The organism is Glycomyces sp. NPDC047010 (genome assembly GCF_040644205.1).
Taxonomy (GTDB): Bacteria; Actinomycetota; Actinomycetes; order Mycobacteriales; family Micromonosporaceae; genus Glycomyces.
Genome location: NZ_JBEYVY010000004.1, coordinates 179,974 through 205,709, shown reverse-complemented (window position 1 = coordinate 205,709; position 25,736 = coordinate 179,974). Strand labels below are relative to the sequence as shown.

Genomic DNA, 25,736 nt, shown 5'->3' with positions numbered 1-25,736 from the left:
GCGCACCGGCCTAAAACCACTCAGGTGACGGGCAGCCACACCCGCATCGCGGCGGGTCCCCGCGTGGCGCGGAGTCTAAACGGCAGGAGCGGGACCTCCGCGGCCTTGCCGTCGTCGTCGGCCGCGGCGGGCCCGTACGGCCAGGCGTCGGCGCGGTCGTGGACGCGGGCGGCGACGTGGACCGCGCCGTCGCGCAGGACCGGGGCGACGGAGGTGTCCACGGTGAGCTCGTCCAGGTCACCGCCGGGGAGGTCCACGGACTCGGCGCAGAGCACGACCGGGCCGCGCTCGACGGCGGCGCAGCCGCGCACGGCGTCCACGCGCGGGTCGGGGAAGGTCCAGCGCGGGGCGACCGAGAACTCCAGGTGGAGCTCGTCGCCGGGGCTGAACTCCCCGATGCGGCCCACCGAGACCGCGGCGGGGTCGACCTCGTGCACGGAGCCGTCGGGGTGGACCAGCCGCACGTCCTCGGCCCAGGCCGGGACGCGGAAGGTGATCTCGCGGGTGCCGCCCTCGTTGGCGTCGACGCGGACGGTGACGCGACCCTCCTCCGGATAGTCCGTCTCGACGGTGAGCGCGAGGCGGGAGCCGTCGACCACGGTGTCGATCGTGCAGGGCGTGAACTGGTGGATCTGCACGCCGTGCTCGCTGGTGGTCGCGACGTACACGGCGAACTGGGCGAACGTGCGGGACAGGTTGGTCGGGCAGCAGGACACGTCGAACCACTGGGCGCGGCGCCCGCCCGCCTGGACGTGCGAGAGGGCGCGGTCGCCGGGCGGCTCGGGGTCGGCGGTGCGCTGGTGGAGCGGGTTGGCGTAGAAGAACGACTCCCCGTCGGGGGCGACCGCGCCGGAGAGCACGTTCCAGGCGATGCGCTCGATCATGTCGCCGTAGCGGGAGTCGCCGGTGGCGAGGGTGAGCCGCCACGCGGTCATGACCGCGGCGATCCCCGCGCAGGACTCGGCGTAGGCGCGGTCCGGGTTGAGCGCGAAGTCGCGGCCGAACGCCTCGTCGGCGTACTGCGAGCCCATGCCGCCGGTGAGGTGGGTGCGGCGGGCGACGGTGCGGTCCCATTGGGCGCGCACGGCCTCCAGGAGCTCCTCGTCGCCGGTCTCCACGGCGACGTCGATGGCGCCGGAGGACAGGTAGAGCGCGCGAACCGCATGGCCGCGGAGGACCTCGGCGTCGCGGACGGGGGTGTCGTCCTGGTAGTAGAAGCCGTTCTCCTGCAAGGTCTTCTTGCCGTGCCGCTCGATGAACAGGCGGGCCTGCTCCAGGTAGCGGGGCTCGCCCGTGGCGCGGGAGAGCTCGGCGAGGGCCACCTCGATCTCGGCGTGGCCGCAGATCCGCTCGATGCCGCCGGGGCCGAACGTGTCGCAGACGTGGTCGGCGACGCGGCGGGCGATGCGGGTGAACTCGTCCTCGCCGTGGTTGCGGAGGCGGGCGACGGCGGCCTGGATCAGGTGGCCGGCGCAGTAGAGCTCGTGGCCCCATTCGAGGTTGGAGTAGCGGGGCTCCTGTCCGGGGTTGCCGAACGCGGTGTTGAGGTAGCCGTCCTCGTGCTGCGCGGCGCCGATGCGGGCCGTGAGCCTCTGGAACTCCTCCTCCAGGCCCGGGTCGCCGGTGCGGCCGATCTCCCAGGCCATGGCCTCGGCGAGCTTGTAGACCTCGGAGTCGGAGAACTCGCGCCCGGCGCGCTGGAACGGCCGCCCCGGCTCCTCCCCCGAGGCCGTGCGGTCGAAGTTGCCGATCCAGTCGAGCTCTTCGAGCCAGTGCAGGCAGTGGCGGATCGTCGCCGCGGCGTTCACCGCCTGCCGCTCGCCCCAGTGGCCGCCGGTGAGGCGCACTTCCTCCGTCCCCAGGGGACGGAGTTCGCCGGTGGAGGGCATTACGGGTGTTCTCATATTCATCCTTTAATAGCTCCGGACATGAATCCTCGGACATAGTGGCGCTGGAGCAGTGCGAAGAGCACCAGGCACGGCAGCGCCATGACGACCACGCCCGCCTGGGTCGCGCCGAAGTCGACGGCTCCCATCGACTGCTGGCGGAGGTTCGCGATCGCCACCGGCAGCACGGCCTTGTCGGCCGAGCTGACGAGAATGAGCGGGGCGATGAAGTCGTTCCAGGCGGCCAGGAACGAGAAGAGGCCCACGGTGATGAGGCCGGGCCACACGCTGAACAGCATGATGCGGGTGAGGACGCCGAAGGTCCCGGCGCCGTCGCACATCGCCGACTCCTCGATCTCCTTGGGGACCGCCTCGAAGGAGATGCGCATCATGAACACCGCGAAGGGGAGCTGGTAGAGGGTGAGGACCAGGGCCAGGCCGGTGAGGGAGTCGCGCAGGCCGAGGTCGCCGAGCATCGAGTAGAGCGGGATCAGCAGGGTCGAGTACGGGACCATGAGGATCGCGAGGGTGAGCAGGAACAGGGTGTCCTTGCCGCGGAAGGAGAACCGCGCGAAGGCGTAGCCCCCGGCGATCGAGAGGGCCAGGGTGAACACGACCGTGAGCACGGACGTGTAGGTGGAGTTCCAGAGGTACTGGAGGAGCCCGGCGTCGTAGTCGAGGAGGCTCGCGTAGTTGCCGAAGCCGTAGCCCTCCTGCTGGTTCGTGGCGCCGTGCGGGGAGACCGAGGCGTAGCCGGTCCATATGAGCGGGAACAGGAACAGGACGGCGAGGGCCCCGGCCAGGACGTAGTAGGAGGTGCTCCAGAGCTTGGTGCTCATCACGCGTCCTTTCTCAGGGCCCGGAACTGGACGATGTTGAGGACCAGGAGCGCGGCCAGCACGACCACGGAGATCGCGGCGGCCGCGCCGAGGTCGAAGCGCTGGAACGCCTCCCGGTAGATGAGCTGCACGACGGTGACCGTGGAGTTGTCGGGGCCGCCCTTGGTGAGGATGAAGAACTGGTCGAAGGCGAGGAGCGAGCCGGTGACCGAGAGGATGAGCACGAGGCCGAGCGCGGGCCGCAGGAGCGGGATCGTGACGTGCCAGAACGACTGCCAGCGGTTCGCGCCGTCGAGGCGGGCCGCCTCGTAGACGTCCGGCGGGATCGACTGGAGGCCCACGAGCAGGATGATCATGAAGAACCCGGCGAACTTCCACACGATGAGCACCACTGTGGACCAGAGGGCGGCGGTGGGGGTGCCGAGCCACGAGACCGGTCCGACGCCGAGCCACTCCATGAGCGGGTCGAGCGGGCCGATCGCGGGGCTGTAGAAGCCGAAGAACAGCAGCGAGGCCGAGGCGAGCCCGAGGGTGGTCGGCAGGAAGTACGCCGATCGGAAGAACCCGGTGCCCTTGCGGCGGTCGGCGACGATGAGCGCCAGCAGCAGCGAGAGTCCGATGAGGATCACCACGACGATGCCGGTGTACTTCAGGGTGAAGCCGACCGCGGGCCAAAACAGCGGGTTGTCGGCGATCCCGGCGTAGTTGTCGGGCAGGTTGATCCCCCGGTCGCCCGCCAGCAGCGGCCAGTCGGACGCGGACATGCGTCCGACCAGCAGCAGCGGCGCGACGAAGAAGACCAGCACGAAGACCGCCACGGGGGCGGCGTACAGTGCGCCGGCCAGCTTGCGCGAGTGTCGCATCGGGTTCCTTCTAGCTCGCGAGGGAGGCCGTGACGTCGTCGTTCAACGCGCTCAGGTCGGCGTTCGGATCGCCGTAGACCGCCTCGCGGACCAGCGGGAGCCAGGGGCCCTGCGGGTCGTTGAAGGTCTGCCCGAAGTTGAGCGAGTAGGGCGTGCGGCCGACCTGCACGAGGTCGTTCATGATGACGGCGTTCGGGTTCGCTGCGTAGTACTCGTTGTCGGCGAGGTCGGTGCGGGCCATGACGTCGCCGTTCGCGGCGAGCAGCTCGACCTGCTGCTCCTCTTCGAGGCTCCAGCGCAGGAAGTCCCACGCCTGGTTCGGGTGCTCGGAGTTCGCGGCGATGCCGATGGAGTCGCCGCCGACGAACGTGGACTCGCCGCCGTCGATGCCAGGGATGGGCGCGACGCCGATGTTCATGTCCGCGGGCATCTGCCCGAGCATGGTGGAGGGCATGGGCATCACGCCGATGTTCCCCTCGGGGAAGTACGACACCCAGGTCGCGCCGGTCTCCTCGTTGTGGCCGGGGGCCACGACCTCGTCCTCCACGAGGCCGCGGTAGGTCGAGTACACCTCGCGGGCCTCGTCGGAGTCCAGGAGGGACTCGGTGCCGTCCTCGTTCATGACCTCCGCGCCGGAGGCCCAGATGCTCGGCCACCAGGTGAAGACGAAGCAGCCGCCGCAGTTGCCGCCGAAGAACGTGCCGTTGACGTCCCCGCCGAGGGCGTCCACCGCGCGGGCCTGCTCGGCGAACTCGGCGAGCGTGGCCGGGGGCGCCTCGGGGTCGAGGCCCGCCTGCTCGTAGAGGTCCTTGTTCCAGAACAGGACCGAGAGGTCCAGGGTGTGCGGGACGAGGTACTTCGCGCCGTCCACGGTGCCGACGTCGATGTGCGAGGGGGCGAGCGAGTCGGCGAAGTCGAGCGCGTCGATCCGGTCGGTGATGTCCAGGTAGGCGCCCGCGGTGGTGAAGTTCGGGGCGAACACCACGTCGAGCGCGAACAGGTCGGGCAGCTCCTGGTTGCCCGCTGCGGTGCCGACGCGGGTCTGGTAGTCGTCGGTGGGGATGACGGTGAGCTCGATCTGGTTCTCGTGGCTCGCGTTGTAGGCGTCCACGAGGGCCTGCGACTGGGCCTCGGTGGCCGCGCGGGTCCACATCGTCAGCGTCGTGCCGTCGTCGACGCCTTCGAGGACGACCTCGTCGTCGGACCCGCCGCCCCCGCCGCTGCAAGCGGAGGCGAGCAAGGCGGCAGCGGCGGCGACCGCCGCCGCCCCTTTCACTCGGGCTGGGAATCTCATTGCCTACTCCTCGGTGAATAGGTGTGAAGGGTTTCGGCGGACGGCTCGTGCCGCCGCCAGTAGAGGTGGTACGGGTCCTGGTCGCCCAGGTGGAGGGGGGCGAAGGTGTGGCCGTCGGCGGTGAAGTGGAGGGGGACGCCGGTGGGCTCGAACGCCGCTTCGAGGTCGTCGCCGACGGCGATGGAGATGAGGCCGGTGGCGAGGTCGGTGCCGACGGGGTCGTGCTTGATCGCGAGGACGGTGGGTCCGCAGTAGACGGACTGGATCGCGGGGTCGTCCAGGGCCGCTTCGGTTTGGAGGCGCAGGGGCATCGCGATGTCGACGGTGTCGCCGTCCCTCCAGCGGCGGGAGACGACGGCGTAGGTGCCGGGCGTGGTGCGGATCGACTGGCGGCGGCCGTTCACCTTGACGGTGAAGTCGGTGGCCCAGGCGGGGACGCGGAGGCGCAGGTCGAAGCGGCCGCCGCGGCCGGAGACCTCGATGCGGCTCGCGCCCTCGAAGGGGTAGTCGGTGGTCTGCACGATCTCGGTGCGCCGCGCGGTCCAGTCGAGAGTGGACGGCATGTAGAGGTTGACGTACAGGCCGTCGCGGTCGGCGAAGTAGACGGACTCCTGGTGCTTGGTGTGGTTCTCCATGCCGGTGCCGCCGCAGCAGGTGCCGGTGTTGCCGTAGCCGCGGGCCTGGCCGGGGCGCACGGGCACGAAGTAGGTGACCTGCGGGTCCGTGGCCGAGTCGGCGTCGCGGCGGGAGGCGAGGATCTGGTTGAACAGGGCCCGCTCGACGTACTCCATGTACTTCGGGTCGCGGGTGTGGAAGAACAGGTTGCGCGCCAGCTTGATGAGGTTGTAGACGCAGCAGGTCTCGGCGTGGTTTGGGTCGTTCGGGTACTGCCACAGCGACCCGGCGATCACGTCGCGGGCGCGGAAGATCTCGCCGACGCCGGTGCCGCCGTGGGCGTAGGCGCGGTGCGGGATCGCCATGTCCCAGAACCGCTTCGCGGCCGTGAAGTAGTCGTCCCCCGCGCCCTGCTCGTACATCCGGAGGTAGCCGGTGAACTGCGGGATGTGCTGGTTGGCGTGCTTGCCGTCCAGGAGGTCCTGGCCCGCGACGGTGGCGGCGAGGAGCGCCGTGTTGTCGAACAACTTCGCGGTCTGGAGGAACTCGGGGCGGTCGGGGTGGAGCGCGGCGAGGTTCGCGAGGGACTCGTTGACGCCGCCGTACTCGCCCGCGATGTAGATCGACCACATCCGGTCGAGGCGGGACCGGTCGAGGACCGAGAGCCGCGAGTGGACCCACTCGCCGATCCCGGTGGCGATGTCGAGCGCATCCCCGTTGCCGCCCAAGCGGTGCGCGTCGAGCAGGCCCGCGAGGATCTTGTGGGTCGTGTAGTACGGGGCCCAGATCCCGGCGTTGCCGCCGTACGTGGCGAACTCCTCCAGGCGCAGGAACTGCGTCTCCGGGTAGGCCGCGAGGAAGCCGGGGTGGCGGCGGCCGTCGGTGGGGGCGAGGACGTGCGCGTCCGCACCGCTCCCGGAGGCGTCGGCGCAGACCGCGCCGGGCGCCTCGTCGAACCGGTAGAGGGCGAGGTCGCCGCCCGGGCCCGCTCCCGCGGCCAGGGCGGCGACCTCATCTGCTCCCAGCGAGGTACTGAAGACGTGGAACTCGTCCACGTCGGCGCCGAGGTACTGGACGCTCCCCTGCGGGAACTGGCCGCGGCCGATCCAGTTCGCGGCCGTGGCGCCGAGGTCCGCGGGCGTGAGCGCGACCGGGCCGGAGGCCGCGGCGGTGCCGTTGACGTAGAGGGTGGCGGTGCCGCCGCCGAGGGTCACCGCGAGGTGCGTCCACGCCCCCTCCGGGATCGCGGAGGTCGCGGTGACGCGCTGCTCCCCCGCCGTGCCGGAGGTGGTGATCGCGAAGCGCGGGAACGGGTTCGCGTTGTCGGCGCGCAGCGTCAGGTACAGGTGGTGGTCCGCGTCGGCGCCGAAGTCGAAGACCTTGACGCCGTTGCGCAGCGGCGCCGGGTCCGCGTTCGGGTCCGGCAGGCGGGTCCGGTCGACGGCCGCGAGGTTGAGCCATACGGCGACGGTGAGCTCGGTGAGGCCGTCGATGAGTCCACTGGGGAGTGAGACGTGCTCGGCGTGGCCCAGCGGCGAACCTGTCAGGCGCAGCGCCGTGCCGGTGCGGCCCGCCACCCGCGGGGTCGCCTTCGCGGCCGCCGCGGCGAGGGCGTCGCGGGACTCGCCGAGCCCGGCCACGAGGTGGTCGAGCTTGCGGCGGTACAGGTCGTCGCCGGTGCCCGCGTACGCCTGCGCGAGCATCGACAGGAAGTGCCCCGAGTAGTGCCCGCGCAGGTACCCGTTGCCGTCGTCCCAGCTCCCGGGCGGGCGGATGCCCGCGGGATTCGCCAGGCCCGCGTTCGCGCGGAAGTTGAACAACATCCGGTCCGGGCCCGCGAGTTCCCCGCGCCCGGCCTCGTAGCCGCTCGCGTAGTGGAGCATCCGGTCCCGCTTGCCGGCGAAGATCCCGTCCCCCAGGGCCACCGCGTCGAGCCCGAAGGGCTCCACGGTGGACGCTGCGGGGGCGGCCCCCGCCGGGATCTGGTGCATGATCCCGACGGGGGCCACGGACGCCAAGGCGCCCAGGCGAAGTGCGTTGCGGCGGTTCAGGTGCATCAGGCGCCTCCCCTGGTCTGCACGACCAGCTGCATCGTGCCGTCGGCGTTGAAGTACAGCGGGTCGATCGCCACCGAGCGGCGGAAGTTGCCGCCTCCCGGCGCGTCGGCCGTGTGGTAGACCATCCACCACTGGCCGTTGAACTGCTCGATCGCCGGGTGGTTCGTGGTCGACGTGACCTGCCCGAGGACCACCCCGCGGTGCGTCCACGGCCCGGCCGGGTTCGAGGCCGTCGCGTACCTGATGCACGCGTACGCGGAGCTGGTGACGCAGCCCGAGCCGCCGTTCGAGGCGTAGGCCATGTAGTAGACGCCGTTGCGCTTGAACATCCACGGCGCCTCCCAGAACTCGGTGAGGCCCGTCGGGGTGGTGACCGCGCTCGCCAGGGACGTCATGTTCTGGTTCAGCTTCGCCATGCGCGGCTGCCAGTACGAGCCCCAGTAGAGGTAGATCTGCCCGTCATCGTCGATGAACACGGTCGGGTCGATGTTCAGCGCCGAGGAGTTCGGCGTCGAGTCCGAGATCAGCGGGGCGCCGATCGCATCCACGTACGGGCCGAGCGGGTTGTCCGAGACGGCCACGCCGATGTTCATCCAGCCGTTGTCCGTGGCCCCGTCGACCGAGACGAACCAGTAGTAGCGCCCGTCCGGGCCCCTGACCACTTCGGACGCCCACGCGTTCGCCCCGGCCCACGCGAACGTCGACAGGGAGAGGCGGGCGCCGTGCGCGGTCCACGCCGCCGGGTCGTTGTCCGGTGCGGTGGAGGAGAAGGCGTGCCACTCGTCCATGACGAACGACTGCTGGCCCGCGGCGGCCTCGTCGCGGCCCGAGAAGATGTACATGGTGTTGCCGACGACCAGCGTCGCCGGGTCCGCGGTGTAGATGTTCGTGACGATCGGGTTGCCCGCCTGGGTGGCAGAGCCGGAGCCCCAGACCTTCCATTCGAGGACGCCCACGGAGGCGGCGCCGCTCTGGAGGACCGCGCGGACGGCCGTGGTGGTGACAGCGTTGAAGTTGGTGTGGTTGTAGGCGTTCGCGTTGACGCCGTAGGCGCTGGCGCCGCTCACGGCGGTCCAGGCGCCGTTGTTCAGGTACTCGATGCGCCAGCTCGCCGGGACGCGCACGCCGCCGGGGCCGGAGTTGTACGAGTCGTCGAAGAAGTAGAGGTCCGAAGAGGACACGGTGACGGCGCTGCTCCAGGTCAGCTGCACCCATTGGGACCCGGTCTGGGGCCAGGTGCCCCAGCGCGGGTTGGCGGTGTCGTTCGAGCCGGGGGGCTCGATCCCGTCGTTGACCGCCGCGACGGACTCCCACGAGGAGGTGTAGGAGGCCGTGGCGGTGGCCGAGCGGGCGACGTTCACGGCCTGCGCCTGGGCGGGGCTCGCGAACTGGAGGCAGGTCCAGGCCAGGGCCGCGGCGAGCGCGGCTGCGAATGTTCTTCTGAGGGCGGTGCGGTTCATGGTGCTCTCTCCTTGTGCCGGTTGGAGATCAGACGACGGTGACGGTGGCCTCGGCGCGCAGCGAGGTGCCCGCGATGGTGCCCTGGACGGTGAAGGTGCCCGGCGAGGCGTAGTCGGCCGGATCGACCGCGTCCCAGGTGACCGCGGTGGTCACGTTGTCCTTCGAGCCGTCGTTGTAGACGGCCGTGACGGTGGACGGGAACTGCGGCGGGCGGCCTGCCGGGGTGGTGACCTCCTCGGTTTCGAGCGCGGTGACCTCCACGGCGCCGGTGAGTCTGACGTGGACGGTGGCGCTCGCGGGGAGGGCGAGGCCGGTGACGAGGCCCGAGACCGGGACCGCGGTGGCGGGCTGGTCCACGTCGTCGGCGGTGAGCGGTCCCCACACGACGGGGAGGTCGAGGCGGGTGCCGTCCCCGTAGACGCAGGTGACCGTGTCGGGGAGGTCGGGGACGACGCCGACGGTGGTGGGCTGGTGGACGGCCCGGACCTGTTCGGGCGCTTCGGCGAAGACCTTCCATTCGAGGACGCCGACGGAGGCGCCGCCGCTCTGGAGGACCGCGCGGACGGCGGTGGTGGTCACGGGGTCGAAGGCGACTTCGTTGTACTGGTCGGTCTCGGTCCCGTAGGTCGCGTCCACATCGGTCCAGGCGTCGCCGTCGAGGTACTGAATCTTCCAGGAGGCGGGGGCGAGGACGCCGCCGCCGTCGTCGAAGAAGTACATGTCGGAGGCGTCGATGCGGACCGGGTCGTCCCAGGTCAGCTGGACCCACTGCTCGCCCTGTTCGGGCCAGGTGCCCCAGCGGGGGTTGGCGCCGTCGTTGGAGCGGGGCGGGTCGATGCCGTCGTTGATCGCGGTGGTGTTCTCCCACGGCGAGGTGTAGGAGGCCGTGGGGGTGGCGAAGAGGGCGGCGTTGACGCGGTCGTCGGGGGCCGCGACTTCGACGTCCACTCTGGAGGTCGAGACGGCGGCGCCGTCCCCGGCGGTGAGTTCGAGCGTGTACGTGCCGGGCTCGGTGAAGGTGGCGACGGTGCTCGACGCGGTCGGGTCCTCGAATACGACCGCGCCGGGCCCGTCAACGGCCGCCCACGAGGCGCTGAGCGCCCCGTCGAGGGGGAGGCCGTCGTCTTTGACCGTGCCGGTGAGCAGCGCCTGCATCGGCTGGCGGAACGCGAGGTCCTGCCTGGCGAGCGCGTAGGGCGCGGTGTTCTCCGGCGGATCGGCGTCGTGGTCCGTCAGTAGGACCTGGACTTCCTTGAGTCCGGTGACGTGCCCGTCCTGGTGGTCGAGGAGGACGCGCACGCGGTCGGTCTCGACCTGGGGGAACTGGACCTGGTTGTAGTTGGCGCGCGGGATGGCCGGGGTCTTGGTCTGGTCCTCTATGGTCACCCAGTCGGTGCCGTCGTGGTACTGGACCTGGTAGACGGCGGGTTCGGCGAGGCCGCCGGCGGTTCTGTCGCGGTAGAAGTAGAGCCGCAGCTCGTCGATGTCCTGGGACTCGCCTAGGTCCACTTCGTACCAGTCGGTGTCGTTGCCGGAGCCTTCGCTGGACCAGATGGGCGCGTTGATGGTGGTGCCGTCGACGGCGCCCGCGGTGGTGGTGCCCTCGGCGGTGTAGGACGCCGTGGCCGTCTGGCCCTCTGCGAGGTTCTCGGCGTCGGAGGTGAGGTCGGCCCCGGCCTTGGCGAAGACGTCCACGACGCGGCCGTCGAGTTCGACGTCCTCGGGGGCGGAGAGGTGCTTCATCTTGCGGCTCTTGAGGACGCAGCCGTCCTCGGCGAGCTGGACGCGGCCGGTGTCGGGGTCCCAGACGGCGGGGACGAGGCTGTCGAGGGTGAAGGCGCGGGTGCCGTCGATGTAGACGGAGTAGCCCTCGGGGACGCCGGGGTAGTGGTCGGTGCCGTCGCCGGGCTCGTCCCACACGATGGTGAGGTCGGAGTCGCGCCAGCGCAGGTCGTTGACGGTGAAGTGGTCCCAGCCGATGTCGATCGGGGACAGCTCGATCTTGTCGTCGGTGCGGGGGCGCAGGCCCGCGACGTCCTCCACGTAGGTCCAGATGCTGGAGCCGAGGGTGGTGTGGTGGATCCAGGAGCGGTAGTCGATCTCCTGGTTGGCGGGGTCCCAGTCGGCCCAGAACTCGTTGGAGTCGGGCCAGGCGGTGTCGCCGTCGATGTAGGTGGACCAGGCGTTCCAGTACAGGAGCTTCTTGTAGTCGTCGGTGGTGATGGCGTCCTGGTCGTAGTCGCGCAGCACCGAGGAGAAGAGTCTGAACTGGACGGTGGAGTTGATCTGGGAGAAGTTGTTGGAGCCGGGGTTGCCCTGCTCGGCCGCTTCTTCCTTGTCGGCCTGGTTGGCGGTGTAGAACGGGTAGACGGGGTACTCGTCGGGGTCGGCGAAGAGGCGGAGGGCGTCGGTGTAGGGCTCCTCGTTGGGGACGGCGCCGACGCTGAACGGGTAGTAGTTGTTGATCTCCTTCCAGGGCACGTGGTCCCCGGAGGCGACGTGGACGTGCTCGAAGAGCTGGGTGTCGGGGTTCCAGAGGACATCCGTGATGGCGTTCTTGATGTTCTCGGCGAGGGCGCGCATCTCGTCGGCCTTGGCGGTGTTCCCGGCGAGCTCGTAGGCTTCGGCGGCGGCGAGGGCGCCGGAGTACTGGTAGGCGGACTCGGCTCGGTCGAGGTCGCCGTCCCTCCAGTGGAAGGAGACGGCGTCGGCGTCGTTGCCGGTCATCGCGCCCCAGTCGTACTCGATGAGGTAGTTGCCGTTCGAGTCGAAGGTGTCGAGCTGGCCCTTGACGTCGCCTTCGGCGTAGCGGGCGAGGTTCTCGGCAATGTCGACGGGGCCGCCGTGGACCTGGTAGGAGCGCCAGGCGGCTTCGGCGATGTACTGGGTGTAGGAGTTCGACCAGTTCTCGGGGTCGCCGGGGTTGTCCATGAAGCGGCCGCCCTGGGAGGACTCGCCGGTGGAGACCCAGGGGCCGTATGAGTAGGCGGGGTCGCGCAGGTACTTGAGGTCGTCGATGAACATCGGGACGGTGAGCGCGATGGCGTTGTTGTACCCGGTGACGCCCTCGATGGAGGTGGGGAACTGGAAGTCGTTGCCGGGGATGTCCGCGTCGAGGTAGTTGTAGCGCATCAGCCACCAGCGGTAGTAGATGAACTTCTTGTGGGCCTCGTCGGGGACGTCGAAGTAGGGGACGTTCTCGGCCCACCACGCGTTGTACGTCTGGACCTGGGCGGTGAAGGCGTCCGCGGGGGCGGCGTCGCGGTAGGCGGCGTACTCGGTGGCGGACTCGGGGATCTCCTCGGCGATCATGCCGAGCTGGACCTTGATGGTGGCTGACTCGCCTTGGGCGAGTTCGAGTTCGCCGGTGAGGGCGCCGTCGTCGGGGGCGAGGCCGGTGCCGGAGAGGCGCGGGAAGACGGTGGTGAGGCGTTCGAGGCGGGAGTTCTGGACGTCGAGGACGCCGGTGAGCTCGTCGCCGTCGGCGGTCCACGCGAAGTCGGACTCGACGCTGATGGGGACGGTGGTGGCGCTGCCGCCGTTGGTGACCGTGATGTTCGCGACCGCGGTGTTGTTCTGGGTGATGAACTTCTGGACCTGGGCGGTGAGGGTGCCGTTCTCGTGCACGGAGGTCCAGTGGCTGGGGGTCTGGCGGCGCTGCGCCACGTCCTCGGTGAAGTCCCCGTCGCCGATGTCGACGGTGAAGCCGTCGGTGTTCGAGGCGCGGTCGTAGGTGGGGTCGTAGTAGGCGAACTGGCCGCCGAAGCCGATGACGTCGGGGTCGTGGACGCGCATGAGGAGGGCCCGGCCGCGGGTCATGAGCCACTGGTCGCCGGCGGGGTCGGCGCCTTCGCGGGCGAGGAGGCGGTCCATCCAGAAGTCGGTGCCGTCGCCGCCTTGGAGCTCCTCCTCGTACATCGCGGCCATCATGCCGTCGACGTCGTAGGGGACGGGCTCGTCGGGGACGGCGTCGCCGCCGGTGAACTCGGGGTAGCCGATGGTCTGCTGGGCGGCGGCGGGGGACGCGCCGACGACGAGGAGGCCGGCGGTGAGGGCGGCGGCCGCTGCGGTGGCGAACAGGGTGGACGGGGGGCGTAGCTGCATCGCGTGCCTCCGTGCGCTTGAGGTGTGCCGGGTGTGGGGGGACCGGGGAACCGAAAGCCTCCGAAAACCTTTTCGGAACGCCGTCGAGACGATGTTAGGGGTCTCATCCCGGCCGTGTCAATGCATAGATCGAGGAGAATCAATTCCAGGGCGGTGGCCTGCGGCGCTGTGACCGAAAGCCAGGTTCGCAGGATTTCCCTCCGTCGGCTACAGTCGATCCGTTCCGCACCGAAGGAGGACGAGGTGGCCCGAACCCCGGCGCCGCGCGGCGCCCGCGCCGCGACGCTGACCGACGTCGCCCGGCTGGCGGGCGTCTCCGTCGCCACCGCCTCGAAGGCCCTGAACGGCCGCAACCACGTCAGCGCCGCCACCCGCCAGCGCGTCGCCGAGGCGGCCGCGCAGCTCGCCTTCTCCCCCAACTCGCTCGCCCGCGGGCTCCTCGCGGGGCGCACCGGCACGGTGGGGCTCCTGACCTCGGACCTGGTGGGGCGCTTCAGCCTCCCGATCCTCATGGGCGCGGAGGACGCGTTCGGCGCGGGCGAGATGTCGGTGTTCCTGTGCGACGCGCGCGGGGACGCGATCCGCGAGCGCCACCACGTGCAGGCGCTGCTCAGCCGCCGCGTGGACGGGCTCATCGTGGTGGGCTCCTCGACGGACCCGCGCCCGCCGCTGGCGGCCGCGGTGGACGTGCCGGTCGTGTACGCGTACGCACCGTCGGAGGACCCCGAGGACCTGTCGATCGTGCCCGACAACGTGGGCGCGGGCCGGATGGCCGTGGAGCACCTGGTCGCCTGCGGGCGCACCAGGATCGCGCACATCTCGGGCGACCGCGGCTACTCGGCGGCGCGCGACCGCGTGACCGGTTCGCTGGCCGCGATCGAGGAGGCCGGGCTGTCGCTCGTGGGCGACGTCGCCTACGGGTCCTGGGAGGAGGGCTGGGGCCGCGCGGCGGCCGGGATGCTCCTGGACCGGGAGCCCGATGTGGACGCCGTGCTGTGCGGCTCGGACCAGGTGGCCCGGGGCGTGCTCGACACGCTGCGCGAACGGGGCCGCCGCGTCCCGGAGGACGTGGCGGTCATGGGCTTCGACGACTGGGAGGTCATGACGACCGGCGCCCGGCCGAAGCTGACCAGTGTGGACATGAACCTGGAGGAGCTGGGGCGCAGCGCGGCGCGCGCGCTGTTCGAGGCGATCGGCGCCGAGCACGGCCGCGGCGTGCGGACCGTGCAGTGCCGGGTGGTCGTGCGCGGGTCCACCGTGGCCGAGGGCTAGGCTCCGGCGCGCGGGCGGGGCGACAGGAGTATCTTCTCCGGTCGTGACCGAACAGATGACCTCCGACCGCCACGCGACCTGGCTCGAACTGTTCTTCGACCTCGTCGTCGTCGCCGCGGTCGCCCAGTTGACGCACCTGCTGGTCCACCCCAGCGGGCTGCACGTGGCGGCGTTCTTCACGCTGTACACGGCGATCTGGCTGGTCTGGACCTCGTTCACGGTGTACGCCAACGTGGCCTCAGAGCGGACCCGCACCCGGACGATGCTGCTGGGCATGGTGGGCCTCGCGGCGATGGCCGCGGCCGTCCCGGAGGCGACCGGCGCGCACTCGGCGGTGTTCGCCGCCGCGTACCTGTACACCACCGGGATCGCCTCGCAGGGGCTCACGCGCTCGGGGCGGATGGTCATGAGCTGGTCTGCGGCGCAGCGGAACGCGGGCCTGCTGCCGTGGATCCTCGCGTTCTGGGTCGACGACCCGCGGTGGAAGCTCGCGCTGTGGGCGCTGGGCGTGGCGATGACGCTCGCCGGGGCCGTCCTCGTGGGCGACGACGAGGACCGGATGCAGGAGTTCCAGGACCGGCTGCGCGAGCGCGCCGAGCGGAGCAGGCGCCCGGCGCAGGACTTCGAGCTGTCGGACGTGCAGGGCTCGCACCTGGGCGAGCGGCTGGGCCTGTTCATCATGATCGTGCTCGGCGAGGCCGTGCTCCAGCTGGTGACCGCGATCGGCGAGGTCGAGTGGGGCCGGAGCCAGGTCGGCATCGGGCTGGCCGGGTTCGGGCTCCTCATCGGGCTGTGGTGGCTGAACTTCCGGTACGGGTTCGACGAGGAGAACCAGACCGCGCCCAGGTTCCTGCTCCCCGCGCACCTCGTCGTCGCCATGTCGGTGACGCTCGTCGCGTTCGGCCTCGGCGCGGCCGCCGAGCACGCCACGGCGCCGCTCCCGGACCTCCACCGGTGGCTCCTGTGCTCGGCGCTCGCGGTGTGCCTCGGCCTGTGCGCGCTCGCCAACCGCGCGTGGTGGCTCCTCGCCGTCCTCGCGGCCCCGATCGCCCTGGCGGCCTTCGGGTCCCTGTTCGCGGCCGTGTACACCGTGCTCGTCCTGGCGGCGTCGGTGGGCGCGTTCGCGCTCTACTTCCTGCGCCGGACGGCAACCTCGCGGGCATGAGGGGTCCATCCAGAGTTTGGCATTAATTTTCGGGCCCTGGTCTACCCATGAAGGGGATTTTCATGGGATCTTCTGGAGGACCTCTGTACCCGAACTCCCCCGAAGGCCAGGTCCCACCGTGCGCACCACCGCTCCCTGGATCCTCGCGGCCGCTGCTCTCGCCGCGCTGTTCGTCCCACCGCCGGCCACCGCCCAGACCGGGGAGGTCACCGCCGTCCCCGTCGACGGCGAGAGCCGCCCCATCGCCCCAGACATCGAGCTGGCGTCCTTCGACCGCTGGGAGGACCAGGGCTGGATCCGCGGCGACGCGGCCACCGTGGACCTCACCGGCGGCGCCGTCCCCCACTACCTCGACCCCGGCACCATCGCCGACTCCGCGCCCGTGCGCGACCAGCTCGGCGGCGTCGAGGACGCGGTCCTCGCGTTCAACGCGGACTTCTTCGACATCAACGACACCGGCGGCGCCGAGGGCGCGGCCGTCGCGGACGGCGAACTCGTCAAGTCCGCCGCCTCCGGCACCTCCAACGTGATCGCCTTCGACACCGACGGCACCGCCTCCGTGCAGCGCATCGGCTTCGACGGCACCGCGACCACGCCCTCCGGCACCCTGGACCTCCACGGCCTCAACACGACCGCGCTCCCCGCGAACGGCGTCGGCGTGTACGACGCGCACTGGGGCGAGGCGAGCCGCGTCCGCGTCGCCGACGGCGCCATGGACGTGGTCGAGGCGACCGTGGTCGACGGGATCGTCACCGCCGTCACCGACGACCCGCAGGCCGGGCCCATCGCCGACGGCGCGCTGACCCTCGTGGGCCGCGAAGCCGGGGCGACCGCGCTCGCCGCACTCCAGATCGGGGACGCCGTCGCGATCGAGTACGCCGCCGTGACCGAAGGGGACCTCCCGCAGACCGCCGTCGCGGGCAACCAGCTCCTCATCGCCGACGGGCAGCCGGTGAACCAGACCGACCAGGCCCGCCACCCGCGCACCGCGGTCGGCGTCTCCGAGGACGGCACCCAGCTCTACGTCCTCACTGTGGACGGACGCCAGGCCGCCAGCGGCGGGTACACCCTCCGCGAGACCGCCGAGGAACTGCTCGCCATGGGCGCCTACAGCGCCCTCAACCTCGACGGCGGCGGCTCCTCCACGCTCATCGCCCGCGCGCCCGGCACCGAGGACCTCGTCACCGTCAACAGCCCCTCCGACGGCACCGAGCGCTCCGTGGGCAACGCCCTCGCGTTCACCGTCCCGGACGGCGACGGCGACGCGGACGGGTTCGCGGTCGAACCGCAGGCCCCGTTCAACCCCGGCGCAATCGAAGGCGCCGACTACGACCGGGTCTTCCCCGGCCTCACCCGGCCCCTCTCCGTGGCCGCCTACGACGACGCGTACGGGCCCGCCGACGCCGACCCGCGCTGGAAGACCGACCCGTCCCGCCTCGGCTGGGTCGACGACGACGCGGTCTTCCACGCCCGCAACCGCTCCGGCGACGCCGTCGTCACCGCCAGGGACGGCCGGGCCACCGGTTCCACCGGACTGACCGTGCTCGGCGCGCTCGACACGATCGCGCCCTCGCAGCGGCTCCTCGCCCTCCCCGACGCCGCCGCGACCACCGGGTTCCAGGTCATCGGCACCGACGCGGACGGGTTCACCGCCCCCATCGACCCCGCCGACGTGGACCTGTCCTACGACGGCGACCTGTTCGCGATCGAACCGGACGGGCTCGGCGGCTACACCGTCGCCGCCAAGGCCGACAGCGGCTCCGGCACCGTGGAGGTCACCGTGGCCGGGAAGACCACCGCGCTCGCGATCACCATCGGGCTCGACGAGCAGGCCGTCACGGACTTCAGCGACGGCGCCCAGTGGATCTTCTCCACCGCCCGCGCCACCGGCTCGATGGCGCCCGGCGAGGGCCACGACGGCGACGCCGGGCTCACCCTCACCTACGACTTCACGCAGTCGACCGCGACCCGCGCCGCCTACGCGCGGCCCCCGGCGCTCATCCCCGTGGACGGGCAGCCGCAGCGGTTCGGCATGTGGATCGAGGCCGAGGGCCTCGGCGAGTGGCCGTCCCTGCAGCTCAAGGACGCCAACGGGACCGACGTGGTCCTGCGCGGCGACTACCTCACCGAGCCCGGCTGGAACTGGGTCGAGTTCGACGTCCCGCAGGGCACGAACTACCCGGTGTCGGTGTACCGCTTCTACGTCGCCGAGACCCGCCCGTCCGTGACCTACCACGGCGAGGTGACCATCTCCGGGCTCACCGCGTACACCGCGCCCGACGTGGAGATCCCCGCCGCCGAGCCGCGCGCCGACACGATGGTCGCGAGCGACCTCGACGGGGCCGACTGGACGTTCGCGGTCATGTCCGACGCGCAGTTCACCGCCGAGAACCCCGACAGCGCGATCGTCGCCTCCGCGCGGCGGACCCTCCAGGAGATCAAGGCGTCGGACGCGGAGTTCGTGATCGTCAACGGCGACTTGGTGGACGAGTGCGAACCGGACGACCTCGCGCTCGCCGAACGGGTCCTGGACGAAGAGCTCGGCGACGAGCTCGACTGGGTGTACGTGCCGGGCAACCACGAGGCCATGGGGTGCAGCGTCGCCGACTGGTCGGCGGTCTTCGGGCCCGCGTACCAGACCTTCGACCGCGGCGGCACGCGCTTCATCACGCTCGACACGTCCGGCCTGACGATCGGCAAGGGCGGCTGGGACCAGGTCCTCATGCTGCGCAACGCGCTCGATGAGGCGGCCGAGGACCCCGACGTGGACTCCGTGGCGGTCGTGGCGCACGTGCCCACGAACGACAAGAGCCCGCAGGCGGCCTCGCAGCTCGGCGACCGGCTCGAAGCCGAGGTGGTCGAGGAGTGGCTCACCGGGTTCGAGGCCGACAGCGGCAAGGACGCGGCCTACATCGGCGCGCACGCCGGGTACTTCGACGCGTCCCGTGTGGACGGCGTGAACTACTGGGTGAACGGCAACTCCGGGAAGGCGCCGTCCACGACGCCCGAGGACGGCGGCTTCGTCGGCTGGACCCAGTTCGGCGTCGAGGACTCCGGCCGCGGCGACTGGCTCAGCGCCCTCGTCCGCCCGCAGGTCGACGCGCTCACCGTGGCCGCCGACGACCTCGCGCCCGGCCGCACGGTCACCGTGGCGGCCGAACTGGCCCAAGGGAGCACGACGATGCCGGTGGTCTACCCGATGGGCGTCGAATGGACCGGGTCGAACGTCTACATCGGCGACCGTCCGGGCCCGCTCGCGTGGCTGCGCTACGCCGCCTGGTTCGACCCCGAGACGCGCGAGCTCACCGCGTGGCGCCGCGGCACCGTCGAGCTGACGGCCACCGTCAACGGCGTCGCCGCGACCGACACCGTCACCGTTCGCTAGCAAAGGGGGCCGCCGCGGCGGCCCCCTTCACTGCCGCTCGGGGACGTGGCAGTCGGCCAGGTGGTCGTCCACCATCCCCACGGCCTGCATCATCGCGTACGCGGTCGTGGGCCCCACGAAACCGAAGCCCTGCTTCTTCAACGCCTTCGACAGCGCCTTCGACTCCGGCGTGACCGCCGGGACGTCCGCGAGGGTCTTCGGGCGCTCGCGCCGCTCCGGCGCGAAGGACCACACCAGGTCGCTGAGGCCGCCGTCCATCCGGGCGGCGGCCTTCGCGTTCGCGATGGTCGCCGCGATCTTCAAGCGGTTGCGCACGATCCCCGCGTCGCCCAGCAGCCGCTCGGCGTCCTCGTCAGTGAACTTCGCGACCTTCGCGATCCTGAAGCCCGCGAACGCCTTCCGGAACGCCTCGCGCTTGCGCAGGATCACCAGCCACGACAGGCCCGACTGGAACGCCTCCAGGCTGACCCGCTCGAACAGCGCGTCGTCGCCGCGGACCGGGCGTCCCCACTCCTCGTCGTGGTAGGCCCGGTAGATGTCCGGCTCGGCGCCCCACGGGCACCGCGCCAGCCCGTCCGCCGACGTCACCGCATCACTCACTCGACTCCCCCTCCTGGACCGGCCCTCCTGAACCGGTCGCGAGCCTACGCGCCGGGTCCGACACGTCCCGGGGACCGGGATGTCGGTGGCTTGTTGCAAGATACTTGCAATAGAGTCCCCACGTCCCCTACGAAGGAGCACCCATGGACGCCTCGCCCACCGGCCACCCGATCCCCGACCTCGTCATGGCCTGGGGCCGCGGCCGCGCCCACTCGCGCACCACCGCCCAGCCCGAGCCGATCGACGGCGGCTACGAAGTCGCCGTCGGCCCGCCCAGCACCGAGGTCCGCAAGGTCTACCACACCTACACGCCCGAATTCCTCGCCGCGACCGCCGCCGCCCTCGACACCCCCGGCAACCAGCTCATGATCGCCGGACCCGACGCGCTCCTGCGCTCCGCCATCCCCGCGACCTGGACCATGGACCAGGGCGGCCACCTCATGACCGTCGTGTTCAGGCCCGACCCGTACACCGTCCCCGCCGGATACCGGCTCATCGTCGAGACCGAGGGCCCGCTCACCGTCGCCCGCGCGTTCCACACCAACGGCGACCACGCCGCCTCCGCGCGCCTCGGCCGCGACGGCGACTTCGGCGTGTTCGACAAGGTCGTCACCGCCGACAACCACCAGCGCCGCGGCCTCGGTTCGACCCTCATGCGGGCCCTGACGCTCAACGCCCACGCCCTCGGCATGCGGTACGGGCTCCTCGTCGCCTCCGACGAAGGACGCGCCCTCTACGAGCACCTCGGCTGGACGTTCGTCTCCGACTTCCCCGGCGCCCGCTCCAAAACCGCCTAAACCACTTGCCGGTCATGCGGTCCGCTGCGAGAGTGGCCGCATGACCACCGACTCCGCCTGGCGCGACGCCAACCGGGCCATGTGGGACGAACGCGTCCCCATCCACGCCGCCAGCCGCTTCTACGACCAGGACGGGTTCCGCGCCGGAGGCGGCGACGTCAACGCGTTCGAGGCCGAGGAGGTCGGCGACGTCACCGGCAAGCGCCTCGTCCACCTCCAGTGCCACATGGGGCAGGACACCCTCTCGTGGGCGCGGCGCGGCGCCGCCGAGGTCGTGGGCCTCGACTTCTCCGAACCCGCCGTCGCCGTCGCGCGCGGCCTCGCCGCGGAACTGGGGCTCGCCAACCGGGCCTCGTTCGTCGCCGCCGACGTCTACGACGCGAAAGAGGCCCTCGGCGAGCGGACCTTCGACGTCGTCTACACCGGGCTCGGCGCCCTCTGCTGGCTCCCGGACGCCGAACGCTGGGCCGACGTCGCCGCGTCCCTCGTCGCGCCCGGCGGGTTCCTGTACCTCGCCGAGTTCCACCCCCTGGTCGACGTGCTCGACTGGGACACCGGGACGCGCATCGAGCGCAGCTACCTGCACGGCGAGCCGATGGTCTTCGACGAGCCGGGCACCTACACCGACGGCGACGCCGAAACTCAGAGCAATCTCAACTTCCAGTGGACACACCCGGTGAGCGAGGTCGTCTCGGCGCTCGCCCGCAACGGCCTGCGGATCGAGTTCCTCCACGAGTTCGACTGGACCCTGTTCCAGCACCTCGGCCCCGTTGAGCAGCGGGAAGGCCGCTACCGGTGGCCGGAGGGGGCGCCGCGCACGCCGCTGATGTACTCGCTCAAGGCGTCCCGGGTGTGACGGCTGTCGCGCGCTAGATTCCGATATTGCTCTGACCTTTCCTCCAGTGGATGCCGGGTTCGTCCCTTAAGAATGTTGAGGACGAACCGCCAAGGAGGAATGCCGTGAAGACGAAGCAGCAGAAGACGCCGAGCTACGAGGGCCGCCCGTACGCGAAGCCGGAGGAGGAACTGGTCGACCAGGGCCTCCAATTCGACATCGGGACGCTCCTGAGCCGGCGCGGCGTGCTGTTCGCGGGCGGCGCGGCGGCCGCGGTGGGGCTCGCGGCCTGCACCAACTCCGCCGATGCGACGGGCACGGACACGAGCGCCTCCACGGACGTCTCGGACCTGACGGAGATCCCCGAGGAGACCGCCGGGCCGTACCCGGGCGACGGGTCGAACGGCGCCGACGTCCTGGAGGAGAGCGGCGTGGTCCGCAGCGACATCCGCTCCAGCTTCGGCACCGGCTCCGCCACCGCCGAGGGCGTCCCGATGACCCTCGAACTGACCATCTACGACATGGCGAACGACAACGCCCGCTTCGAGGGCGTGGCCGTGTACGTCTGGCACTGCGACCGCGCCGGCGAGTACTCGATGTACAGCGAGGGCCTGGAGGACGAGAACTACCTGCGCGGCGTGCAGGTCGCCGACGCGGACGGGGTCGTGACGTTCACGAGCATCTTCCCGGCCTGCTACTCGGGCCGGTGGCCGCACATCCACTTCGAGGTCTACCCGGACGTCGACTCGATCACCGACAACACCAACGCGATCGCGACCTCGCAGGTGGCGCTCCCGCAGGACGTGTGCGAGACCGTGTACGACGAGGAGGGCTACGAGCAGTCGATCACGAACCTCGCGCAGGTCTCCCTCGACTCCGACAACGTCTTCAGCGACGACGGCGGCGCCTCGCAGCTCGCCGCCGTGAGCGGGGACGTCTCCGGCGGGTACACCGTGACGCTCCCGGTCGGCGTCGACACCTCCACCAACGCGGGCGGCGGCGGCGCCGCCCCGTCCGGCGGCGGCGGTGAAGGCGCCCCCGACGGCGGCGGCGAGGGCGGCCCCGGCGGGACCCCGCCGGGAAGCGAAGAGACCACCAGCGGCAGCTAGGAGCAGGGGAAAGGCCCGCGACCGGAATCCGGTCGCGGGCCTCGCTGCATCTGCGGCCGCGTCTCAGATGAGGACGACGAGCCCGGACTCGCCGAAGAGCGTCGCGGCGAGCGCGCCGCGGTTGGCGGCCTTCATGGGGAGCTTCGCGCCGACGGCCTCGATGTGCGGCTCGACGCGCTCGGGGTGCGGGTGGACGGCCTCGATGCTCACGAGCGGCACGACGGGCAGCCCCTCGGCGGGGTGCGGGGTGCTCCCCCAGTCGATGAGGAACGGGACGGGGCCGCGGTGGCGGCCCTCCTTGTCGAGGGTGAGGCGCCACGAGAGGGTGGCGCCGTCGGGGGTCTTGCGGGTCATCTCCCACGGCTCGCCCGGGTCGTACCCGGCCTCGCGGGAGGCGGCGACCGCACCGTCGACGTCCTCGGTGCGCACGGCCCAGGTCACGAGGCGGGCCTCGGTGAGGGTGTCGATGCCGAAGGGCCGCCACCGGTCGGGCGCGGGCTGCTCGGGGTCGGGGCCGACGATCTCCAGGTAGGCCCCATCGCCGACGCCGAGCAGGAAGTTCCTGGTGCCCAGGCCCTGGTGGACGCCGCCGGGGACGGGTCGCGTCCCGGTCAGGCGGGCGACCTCGTTCACGGTGGCGGCGAGGTCGGGCGTGGCGAGGACGAGGTGGTCGAGTGAGGACATGGGCCGGAGTCTAGTCACGAAGCGCCACAGCCGTAACCGCCGTCCTGAAACCGCACCGGCCCGGTCAGGTGCGGCGGGGGTCCACGAGGGCTTCGAGGACCTCGTCGCCCGCTTCGGCGAGGACGCGCTCGGCGGCCTGTTCGAGCACCCGTTCAGCCTCCCCTTGGCCCGGGTCGTAGCCGACGCGGCACCCTTCGGGCGTGAACGCCGGGTCGGGCGCGGGCGGCTCGGTGTCGCGGCGCATGACGTCCCCGATGCCGTTCTCCAGCAGCCCGAACGCGTGGTGCGCGGCCGAGACGGCCATCGCGGACACCTCGTAGATCGGGCGCCCTTCCAGGATGAGGTGGACGTTCGCCTCGACGAGGATGTGCTGGGTGTGCAGGAGCTGCGAGGAGACCAGGCGCGAGATGAGCTTGGGGTTGCCCTCGTCCATGAGCACCTCGGCGAGCAGCGCACCCGAACGGCGGCGGTAGTCCATGGCGCTGACCATGAGCGTGGGGGTGGCCTGGATGAGCTGCTGCACCTGGAGGAACAGCGGCTTGTCGCTCAGACCGGTCTGGGGGGCGCGGTGCTCCAGGAGCTCGATGAAGCGGTCGCGCAGGACCGCGTGCGGGGTGGTGCCGCGGGGGCGCTCGCGCACGACGCGGGCGGCGTCCTCGATGTGGTGGCGCATCCCGCCGATGACGAGGTCTTCCTTGGTCGGGAAGTAGTTGAACACCGTGGCCTTCGAGACCTCCGCGGCGGCGGCGATCTCGGCGACGGACACGTTCTCGTAGCCGCGCTCCAGGAACATCTGGAGGGCGGTGGCCTTCAGCAGGCCCCACGTGGCGTTCTTCTTGCGCTCGCGCAGCCCTCGGTGTCGTTCCATCCCGCAACTGTACCAGCACTCCGTTGACCCGGGCAAAAATTCTTCCCGGAAAAAAGTTGTACCCGGTCAAAATCGAGTGCTACGCTCGCCGACATGACAGGAAACCCACCCGCCGACCCGCCCCGCAAGACGGCACCGGACGTCGGCGAGGAGGCAGCACCCGAGGCATCGATCCTCCGCCTCCTCGCCGACTACCTGCGCCCCCACCGCAAACCGCTGCTCCTCGCGGTCGCCTTCCAACTGGTCCAGACCGTCGCCTCCCTCTACGTCCCCACCCTCAACGCCGACCTCATCAACAACGGCGTCGCCACCGGGGACACCACCTACGTCCTGCGCCACGGCGGCTTCATGCTCGCCGTCACCGTCGTCCAGCTCGTCGCCGCCGGATTCGGCGTCTACTTCGGGGCCCGCGCCGCCATGGGCCTCGGCCGCGACCTCCGCGCCGACCTCTTCACCCAGGTCCAGCGGTTCTCCTCCACCGAGATGGACCGCTTCGGCGCGCCCTCGCTCATCACCCGCACCACCAACGACGTCACCCAGGTCGTCACCATGCTCGTCATGGGGCTCACCCTGTTCATGATCGCCCCGATCACCGCCATCGGCGGCCTCTCGCTCGCGCTCACCCTCGACGTCCCCATGACCGGCATCCTCCTCGCCGCCATCCCGATCATGGCCGCGATCATCTACTTCATCGTCCGCGCGATGGTCCCCGCCGGACGCGCCATGCAGCGCTCCATCGACGGCATCAACAAGGTCATGCGCGAGCACATCACCGGCATCCGCGTCATCCGCGCGTTCGTCCGCGACGACCACGAGCAGGACCGCTTCAACGAGGCCAACGGCAAGCTCACCGCCGCCTCGCTCCGCGTCGGCCGCGTCCAGGCGTTCTTCGGCGCCACCGCCATGGCCAGCGGCAACATCACCTCGATCGTCATCGTGTGGATCGGCGCCGGGCGCATCGCCGACGGCAGCCTCCAGATCGGCGACCTCATCGCCTTCCTCACCTACGCCGGGCTCATCCTCGGCTCCGTGATGATGTCCATGGGCGTGTTCATGATGGCCCCGCGCGCGAAGGTCGCCGCCGGGCGCATCCGCGAAGTCCTCGACACCGAGCCGACCATCACCGACCCCGCCGACGCCGTCCGCGACCTCCCCGGCCGCGGCGAACTCGACGTCGACGCCGTCACCTTCCGCTACACCGGCGCCGAAGAACCCGTCCTCCGCGGCGTCGACCTCATCGCCCGCCCCGGCCAGACCACCGCCGTCATCGGCTCCACCGGCGCCGGCAAGACCACGCTCCTCAACCTCATCCCCCGCCTCTTCGACGTCGACACGGGCGCCGTCCGCATCGACGGCGTCGACGTCAGGAGCATGGACCGGGCCCTCATCGCCCGCACCGTCGGCCTCGTCCCCCAGCGCGCCTACCTGTTCTCCGGCACCATCGCCGCGAACCTCCGCTACGGCAACCCCGACGCCGACGACGAGACCCTCTGGCGCGCACTCGAAACCGCGCAGGCCGCCGAGTTCGTCCGCGACATGCCCGACGGCCTCGACACCGTCCTCGGCCAAGGCGGCACCACCGTCTCCGGCGGCCAGCGCCAGCGCCTCGCCATCGCCCGCACCGTCGTCGCCGCACCCCGCATCTACCTGTTCGACGACTCGTTCTCCGCGCTCGACACCGCCACCGACGCGGCCCTGCGCGCCGCGCTCGCCCGCGACATCGCCGACGCCGCGCAGGTGATCGTCGCCCAGCGCGTCTCCACCATCCGCGACGCCCACCGCATCGTCGTCCTCGACAACGGCCGCGTCGTCGGCACCGGCACCCACGAGGAGCTCCTCGAACACAACCCGGTGTACGCCGAGATCGTCAACTCCCAACTCACCCTTCAGGAGGCGCTGTGA

Annotated in this window: 17 protein-coding genes; 7 read left to right on the top strand and 10 right to left on the bottom strand. The window is 71.1% G+C overall.

Features of this window, described 5'->3' with window-relative positions; all coding sequences use genetic code 11:
* Positions 1-20: 20 nt before the first annotated feature.
* The 7 genes from AB0A65_RS10030 to AB0A65_RS10000 are packed head-to-tail and all read right to left on the bottom strand — an operon-like array spanning position 21 to position 13,119.
* On the bottom strand, positions 21-1,904 hold the full coding sequence (locus tag AB0A65_RS10030) for a beta-L-arabinofuranosidase domain-containing protein (protein WP_359949264.1): 1,884 nt from the start codon (positions 1,902-1,904) through the stop codon (positions 21-23).
* Positions 1,905-1,906: 2 nt separating this feature from the next.
* Positions 1,907-2,725 carry a carbohydrate ABC transporter permease gene (locus AB0A65_RS10025; RefSeq protein ID WP_359949261.1) on the bottom strand — a complete coding sequence of 273 codons (819 nt, stop codon included), beginning with the start codon at positions 2,723-2,725 and terminating at the stop codon, positions 1,907-1,909.
* Complete coding sequence (locus AB0A65_RS10020) at positions 2,725-3,588, bottom strand: sugar ABC transporter permease (RefSeq protein WP_359949258.1); 864 nt, start codon at positions 3,586-3,588, stop codon at positions 2,725-2,727. The genes AB0A65_RS10025 and AB0A65_RS10020 overlap by 1 nt, the downstream gene beginning before the upstream one ends.
* A gap of 10 nt (positions 3,589-3,598) precedes the next feature.
* On the bottom strand, positions 3,599-4,882 hold the full coding sequence (locus AB0A65_RS10015; protein ID WP_359949256.1) for a sugar ABC transporter substrate-binding protein: 1,284 nt from the start codon (positions 4,880-4,882) through the stop codon (positions 3,599-3,601).
* Positions 4,879-7,554 carry a beta-L-arabinofuranosidase domain-containing protein gene (locus AB0A65_RS10010; protein ID WP_359949253.1) on the bottom strand — a complete coding sequence of 892 codons (2,676 nt, stop codon included), beginning with the start codon at positions 7,552-7,554 and terminating at the stop codon, positions 4,879-4,881. Before AB0A65_RS10010 ends, AB0A65_RS10015 begins: the two co-directional genes overlap by 4 nt.
* Positions 7,554-9,014 carry a family 43 glycosylhydrolase gene (locus AB0A65_RS10005; RefSeq protein ID WP_359949251.1) on the bottom strand — a complete coding sequence of 487 codons (1,461 nt, stop codon included), beginning with the start codon at positions 9,012-9,014 and terminating at the stop codon, positions 7,554-7,556. Before AB0A65_RS10005 ends, AB0A65_RS10010 begins: the two co-directional genes overlap by 1 nt.
* A gap of 28 nt (positions 9,015-9,042) precedes the next feature.
* Positions 9,043-13,119 carry an Ig-like domain-containing protein gene (locus AB0A65_RS10000; protein WP_359949248.1) on the bottom strand — a complete coding sequence of 1,359 codons (4,077 nt, stop codon included), beginning with the start codon at positions 13,117-13,119 and terminating at the stop codon, positions 9,043-9,045.
* Positions 13,120-13,362: 243 nt separating this feature from the next.
* Here AB0A65_RS10000 and AB0A65_RS09995 point away from each other — a divergent pair, with 243 nt between their 5' ends.
* The 3 genes from AB0A65_RS09995 (at position 13,363) to AB0A65_RS09985 (ending at position 18,941) form a co-directional block, all read left to right on the top strand.
* Entirely contained in the window at positions 13,363-14,391 is a 1,029-nt protein-coding gene (locus AB0A65_RS09995) for a LacI family DNA-binding transcriptional regulator (RefSeq protein WP_359949245.1), read from the top strand.
* A gap of 43 nt (positions 14,392-14,434) precedes the next feature.
* Positions 14,435-15,556: a low temperature requirement protein A gene (locus tag AB0A65_RS09990; protein WP_359949242.1), complete on the top strand. Its 1,122-nt coding sequence runs from the start codon at positions 14,435-14,437 to the stop codon at positions 15,554-15,556.
* A 118-nt stretch (positions 15,557-15,674) separates the two neighbouring features.
* Positions 15,675-18,941: a phosphodiester glycosidase family protein gene (locus tag AB0A65_RS09985; protein ID WP_359949239.1), complete on the top strand. Its 3,267-nt coding sequence runs from the start codon at positions 15,675-15,677 to the stop codon at positions 18,939-18,941.
* Positions 18,942-18,968: 27 nt separating this feature from the next.
* On the opposite strand, the gene AB0A65_RS09980 is transcribed toward AB0A65_RS09985, so the two are convergent.
* Positions 18,969-19,541, bottom strand: coding sequence for a DNA-3-methyladenine glycosylase I (locus tag AB0A65_RS09980; protein ID WP_359949236.1), 573 nt, complete (start codon positions 19,539-19,541; stop codon positions 18,969-18,971).
* Between the two features lie 143 nt (positions 19,542-19,684).
* Between AB0A65_RS09980 and AB0A65_RS09975 the strand changes: the two genes are divergently transcribed.
* The 3 genes from AB0A65_RS09975 (at position 19,685) to AB0A65_RS09965 (ending at position 22,282) form a co-directional block, all read left to right on the top strand.
* Positions 19,685-20,338, top strand: coding sequence for a GNAT family N-acetyltransferase (locus AB0A65_RS09975; RefSeq protein WP_359949233.1), 654 nt, complete (start codon positions 19,685-19,687; stop codon positions 20,336-20,338).
* 40 nt (positions 20,339-20,378) lie between these two features.
* On the top strand, positions 20,379-21,194 hold the full coding sequence (locus AB0A65_RS09970; RefSeq protein WP_359949230.1) for a class I SAM-dependent methyltransferase: 816 nt from the start codon (positions 20,379-20,381) through the stop codon (positions 21,192-21,194).
* 104 nt (positions 21,195-21,298) lie between these two features.
* On the top strand, positions 21,299-22,282 hold the full coding sequence (locus AB0A65_RS09965) for an intradiol ring-cleavage dioxygenase (protein WP_359949227.1): 984 nt from the start codon (positions 21,299-21,301) through the stop codon (positions 22,280-22,282).
* A gap of 63 nt (positions 22,283-22,345) precedes the next feature.
* On the opposite strand, the gene AB0A65_RS09960 is transcribed toward AB0A65_RS09965, so the two are convergent.
* Positions 22,346-22,966 carry a VOC family protein gene (locus tag AB0A65_RS09960; protein WP_359949224.1) on the bottom strand — a complete coding sequence of 207 codons (621 nt, stop codon included), beginning with the start codon at positions 22,964-22,966 and terminating at the stop codon, positions 22,346-22,348.
* Between the two features lie 64 nt (positions 22,967-23,030).
* Positions 23,031-23,834 carry a TetR family transcriptional regulator gene (locus tag AB0A65_RS09955; RefSeq protein WP_359949221.1) on the bottom strand — a complete coding sequence of 268 codons (804 nt, stop codon included), beginning with the start codon at positions 23,832-23,834 and terminating at the stop codon, positions 23,031-23,033.
* Between the two features lie 93 nt (positions 23,835-23,927).
* Here AB0A65_RS09955 and AB0A65_RS09950 point away from each other — a divergent pair, with 93 nt between their 5' ends.
* Positions 23,928-25,736, top strand: a complete 1,809-nt coding sequence (locus AB0A65_RS09950) for an ABC transporter ATP-binding protein (RefSeq protein WP_359949218.1) — start codon at positions 23,928-23,930, stop codon at positions 25,734-25,736.

Coding starts and splice junctions, on each gene's coding strand:
- AB0A65_RS10000 (WP_359949248.1), bottom strand. CDS start 13,119: ATGCAGCTACGCCCCCCGTCCACCCTGTTCGCCACCGCAGCGGCCGCC.
- AB0A65_RS09955 (WP_359949221.1), bottom strand. CDS start 23,834: ATGGAACGACACCGAGGGCTGCGCGAGCGCAAGAAGAACGCCACGTGG.
- AB0A65_RS10010 (WP_359949253.1), bottom strand. CDS start 7,554: ATGCACCTGAACCGCCGCAACGCACTTCGCCTGGGCGCCTTGGCGTCC.
- AB0A65_RS09975 (WP_359949233.1), top strand. CDS start 19,685: ATGGACGCCTCGCCCACCGGCCACCCGATCCCCGACCTCGTCATGGCC.
- AB0A65_RS09950 (WP_359949218.1), top strand. CDS start 23,928: ATGACAGGAAACCCACCCGCCGACCCGCCCCGCAAGACGGCACCGGAC.
- AB0A65_RS10030 (WP_359949264.1), bottom strand. CDS start 1,904: ATGAGAACACCCGTAATGCCCTCCACCGGCGAACTCCGTCCCCTGGGG.
- AB0A65_RS10020 (WP_359949258.1), bottom strand. CDS start 3,588: ATGCGACACTCGCGCAAGCTGGCCGGCGCACTGTACGCCGCCCCCGTG.
- AB0A65_RS10025 (WP_359949261.1), bottom strand. CDS start 2,725: ATGAGCACCAAGCTCTGGAGCACCTCCTACTACGTCCTGGCCGGGGCC.
- AB0A65_RS10005 (WP_359949251.1), bottom strand. CDS start 9,014: ATGAACCGCACCGCCCTCAGAAGAACATTCGCAGCCGCGCTCGCCGCG.
- AB0A65_RS10015 (WP_359949256.1), bottom strand. CDS start 4,882: ATGAGATTCCCAGCCCGAGTGAAAGGGGCGGCGGCGGTCGCCGCCGCT.
- AB0A65_RS09960 (WP_359949224.1), bottom strand. CDS start 22,966: ATGTCCTCACTCGACCACCTCGTCCTCGCCACGCCCGACCTCGCCGCC.
- AB0A65_RS09970 (WP_359949230.1), top strand. CDS start 20,379: ATGACCACCGACTCCGCCTGGCGCGACGCCAACCGGGCCATGTGGGAC.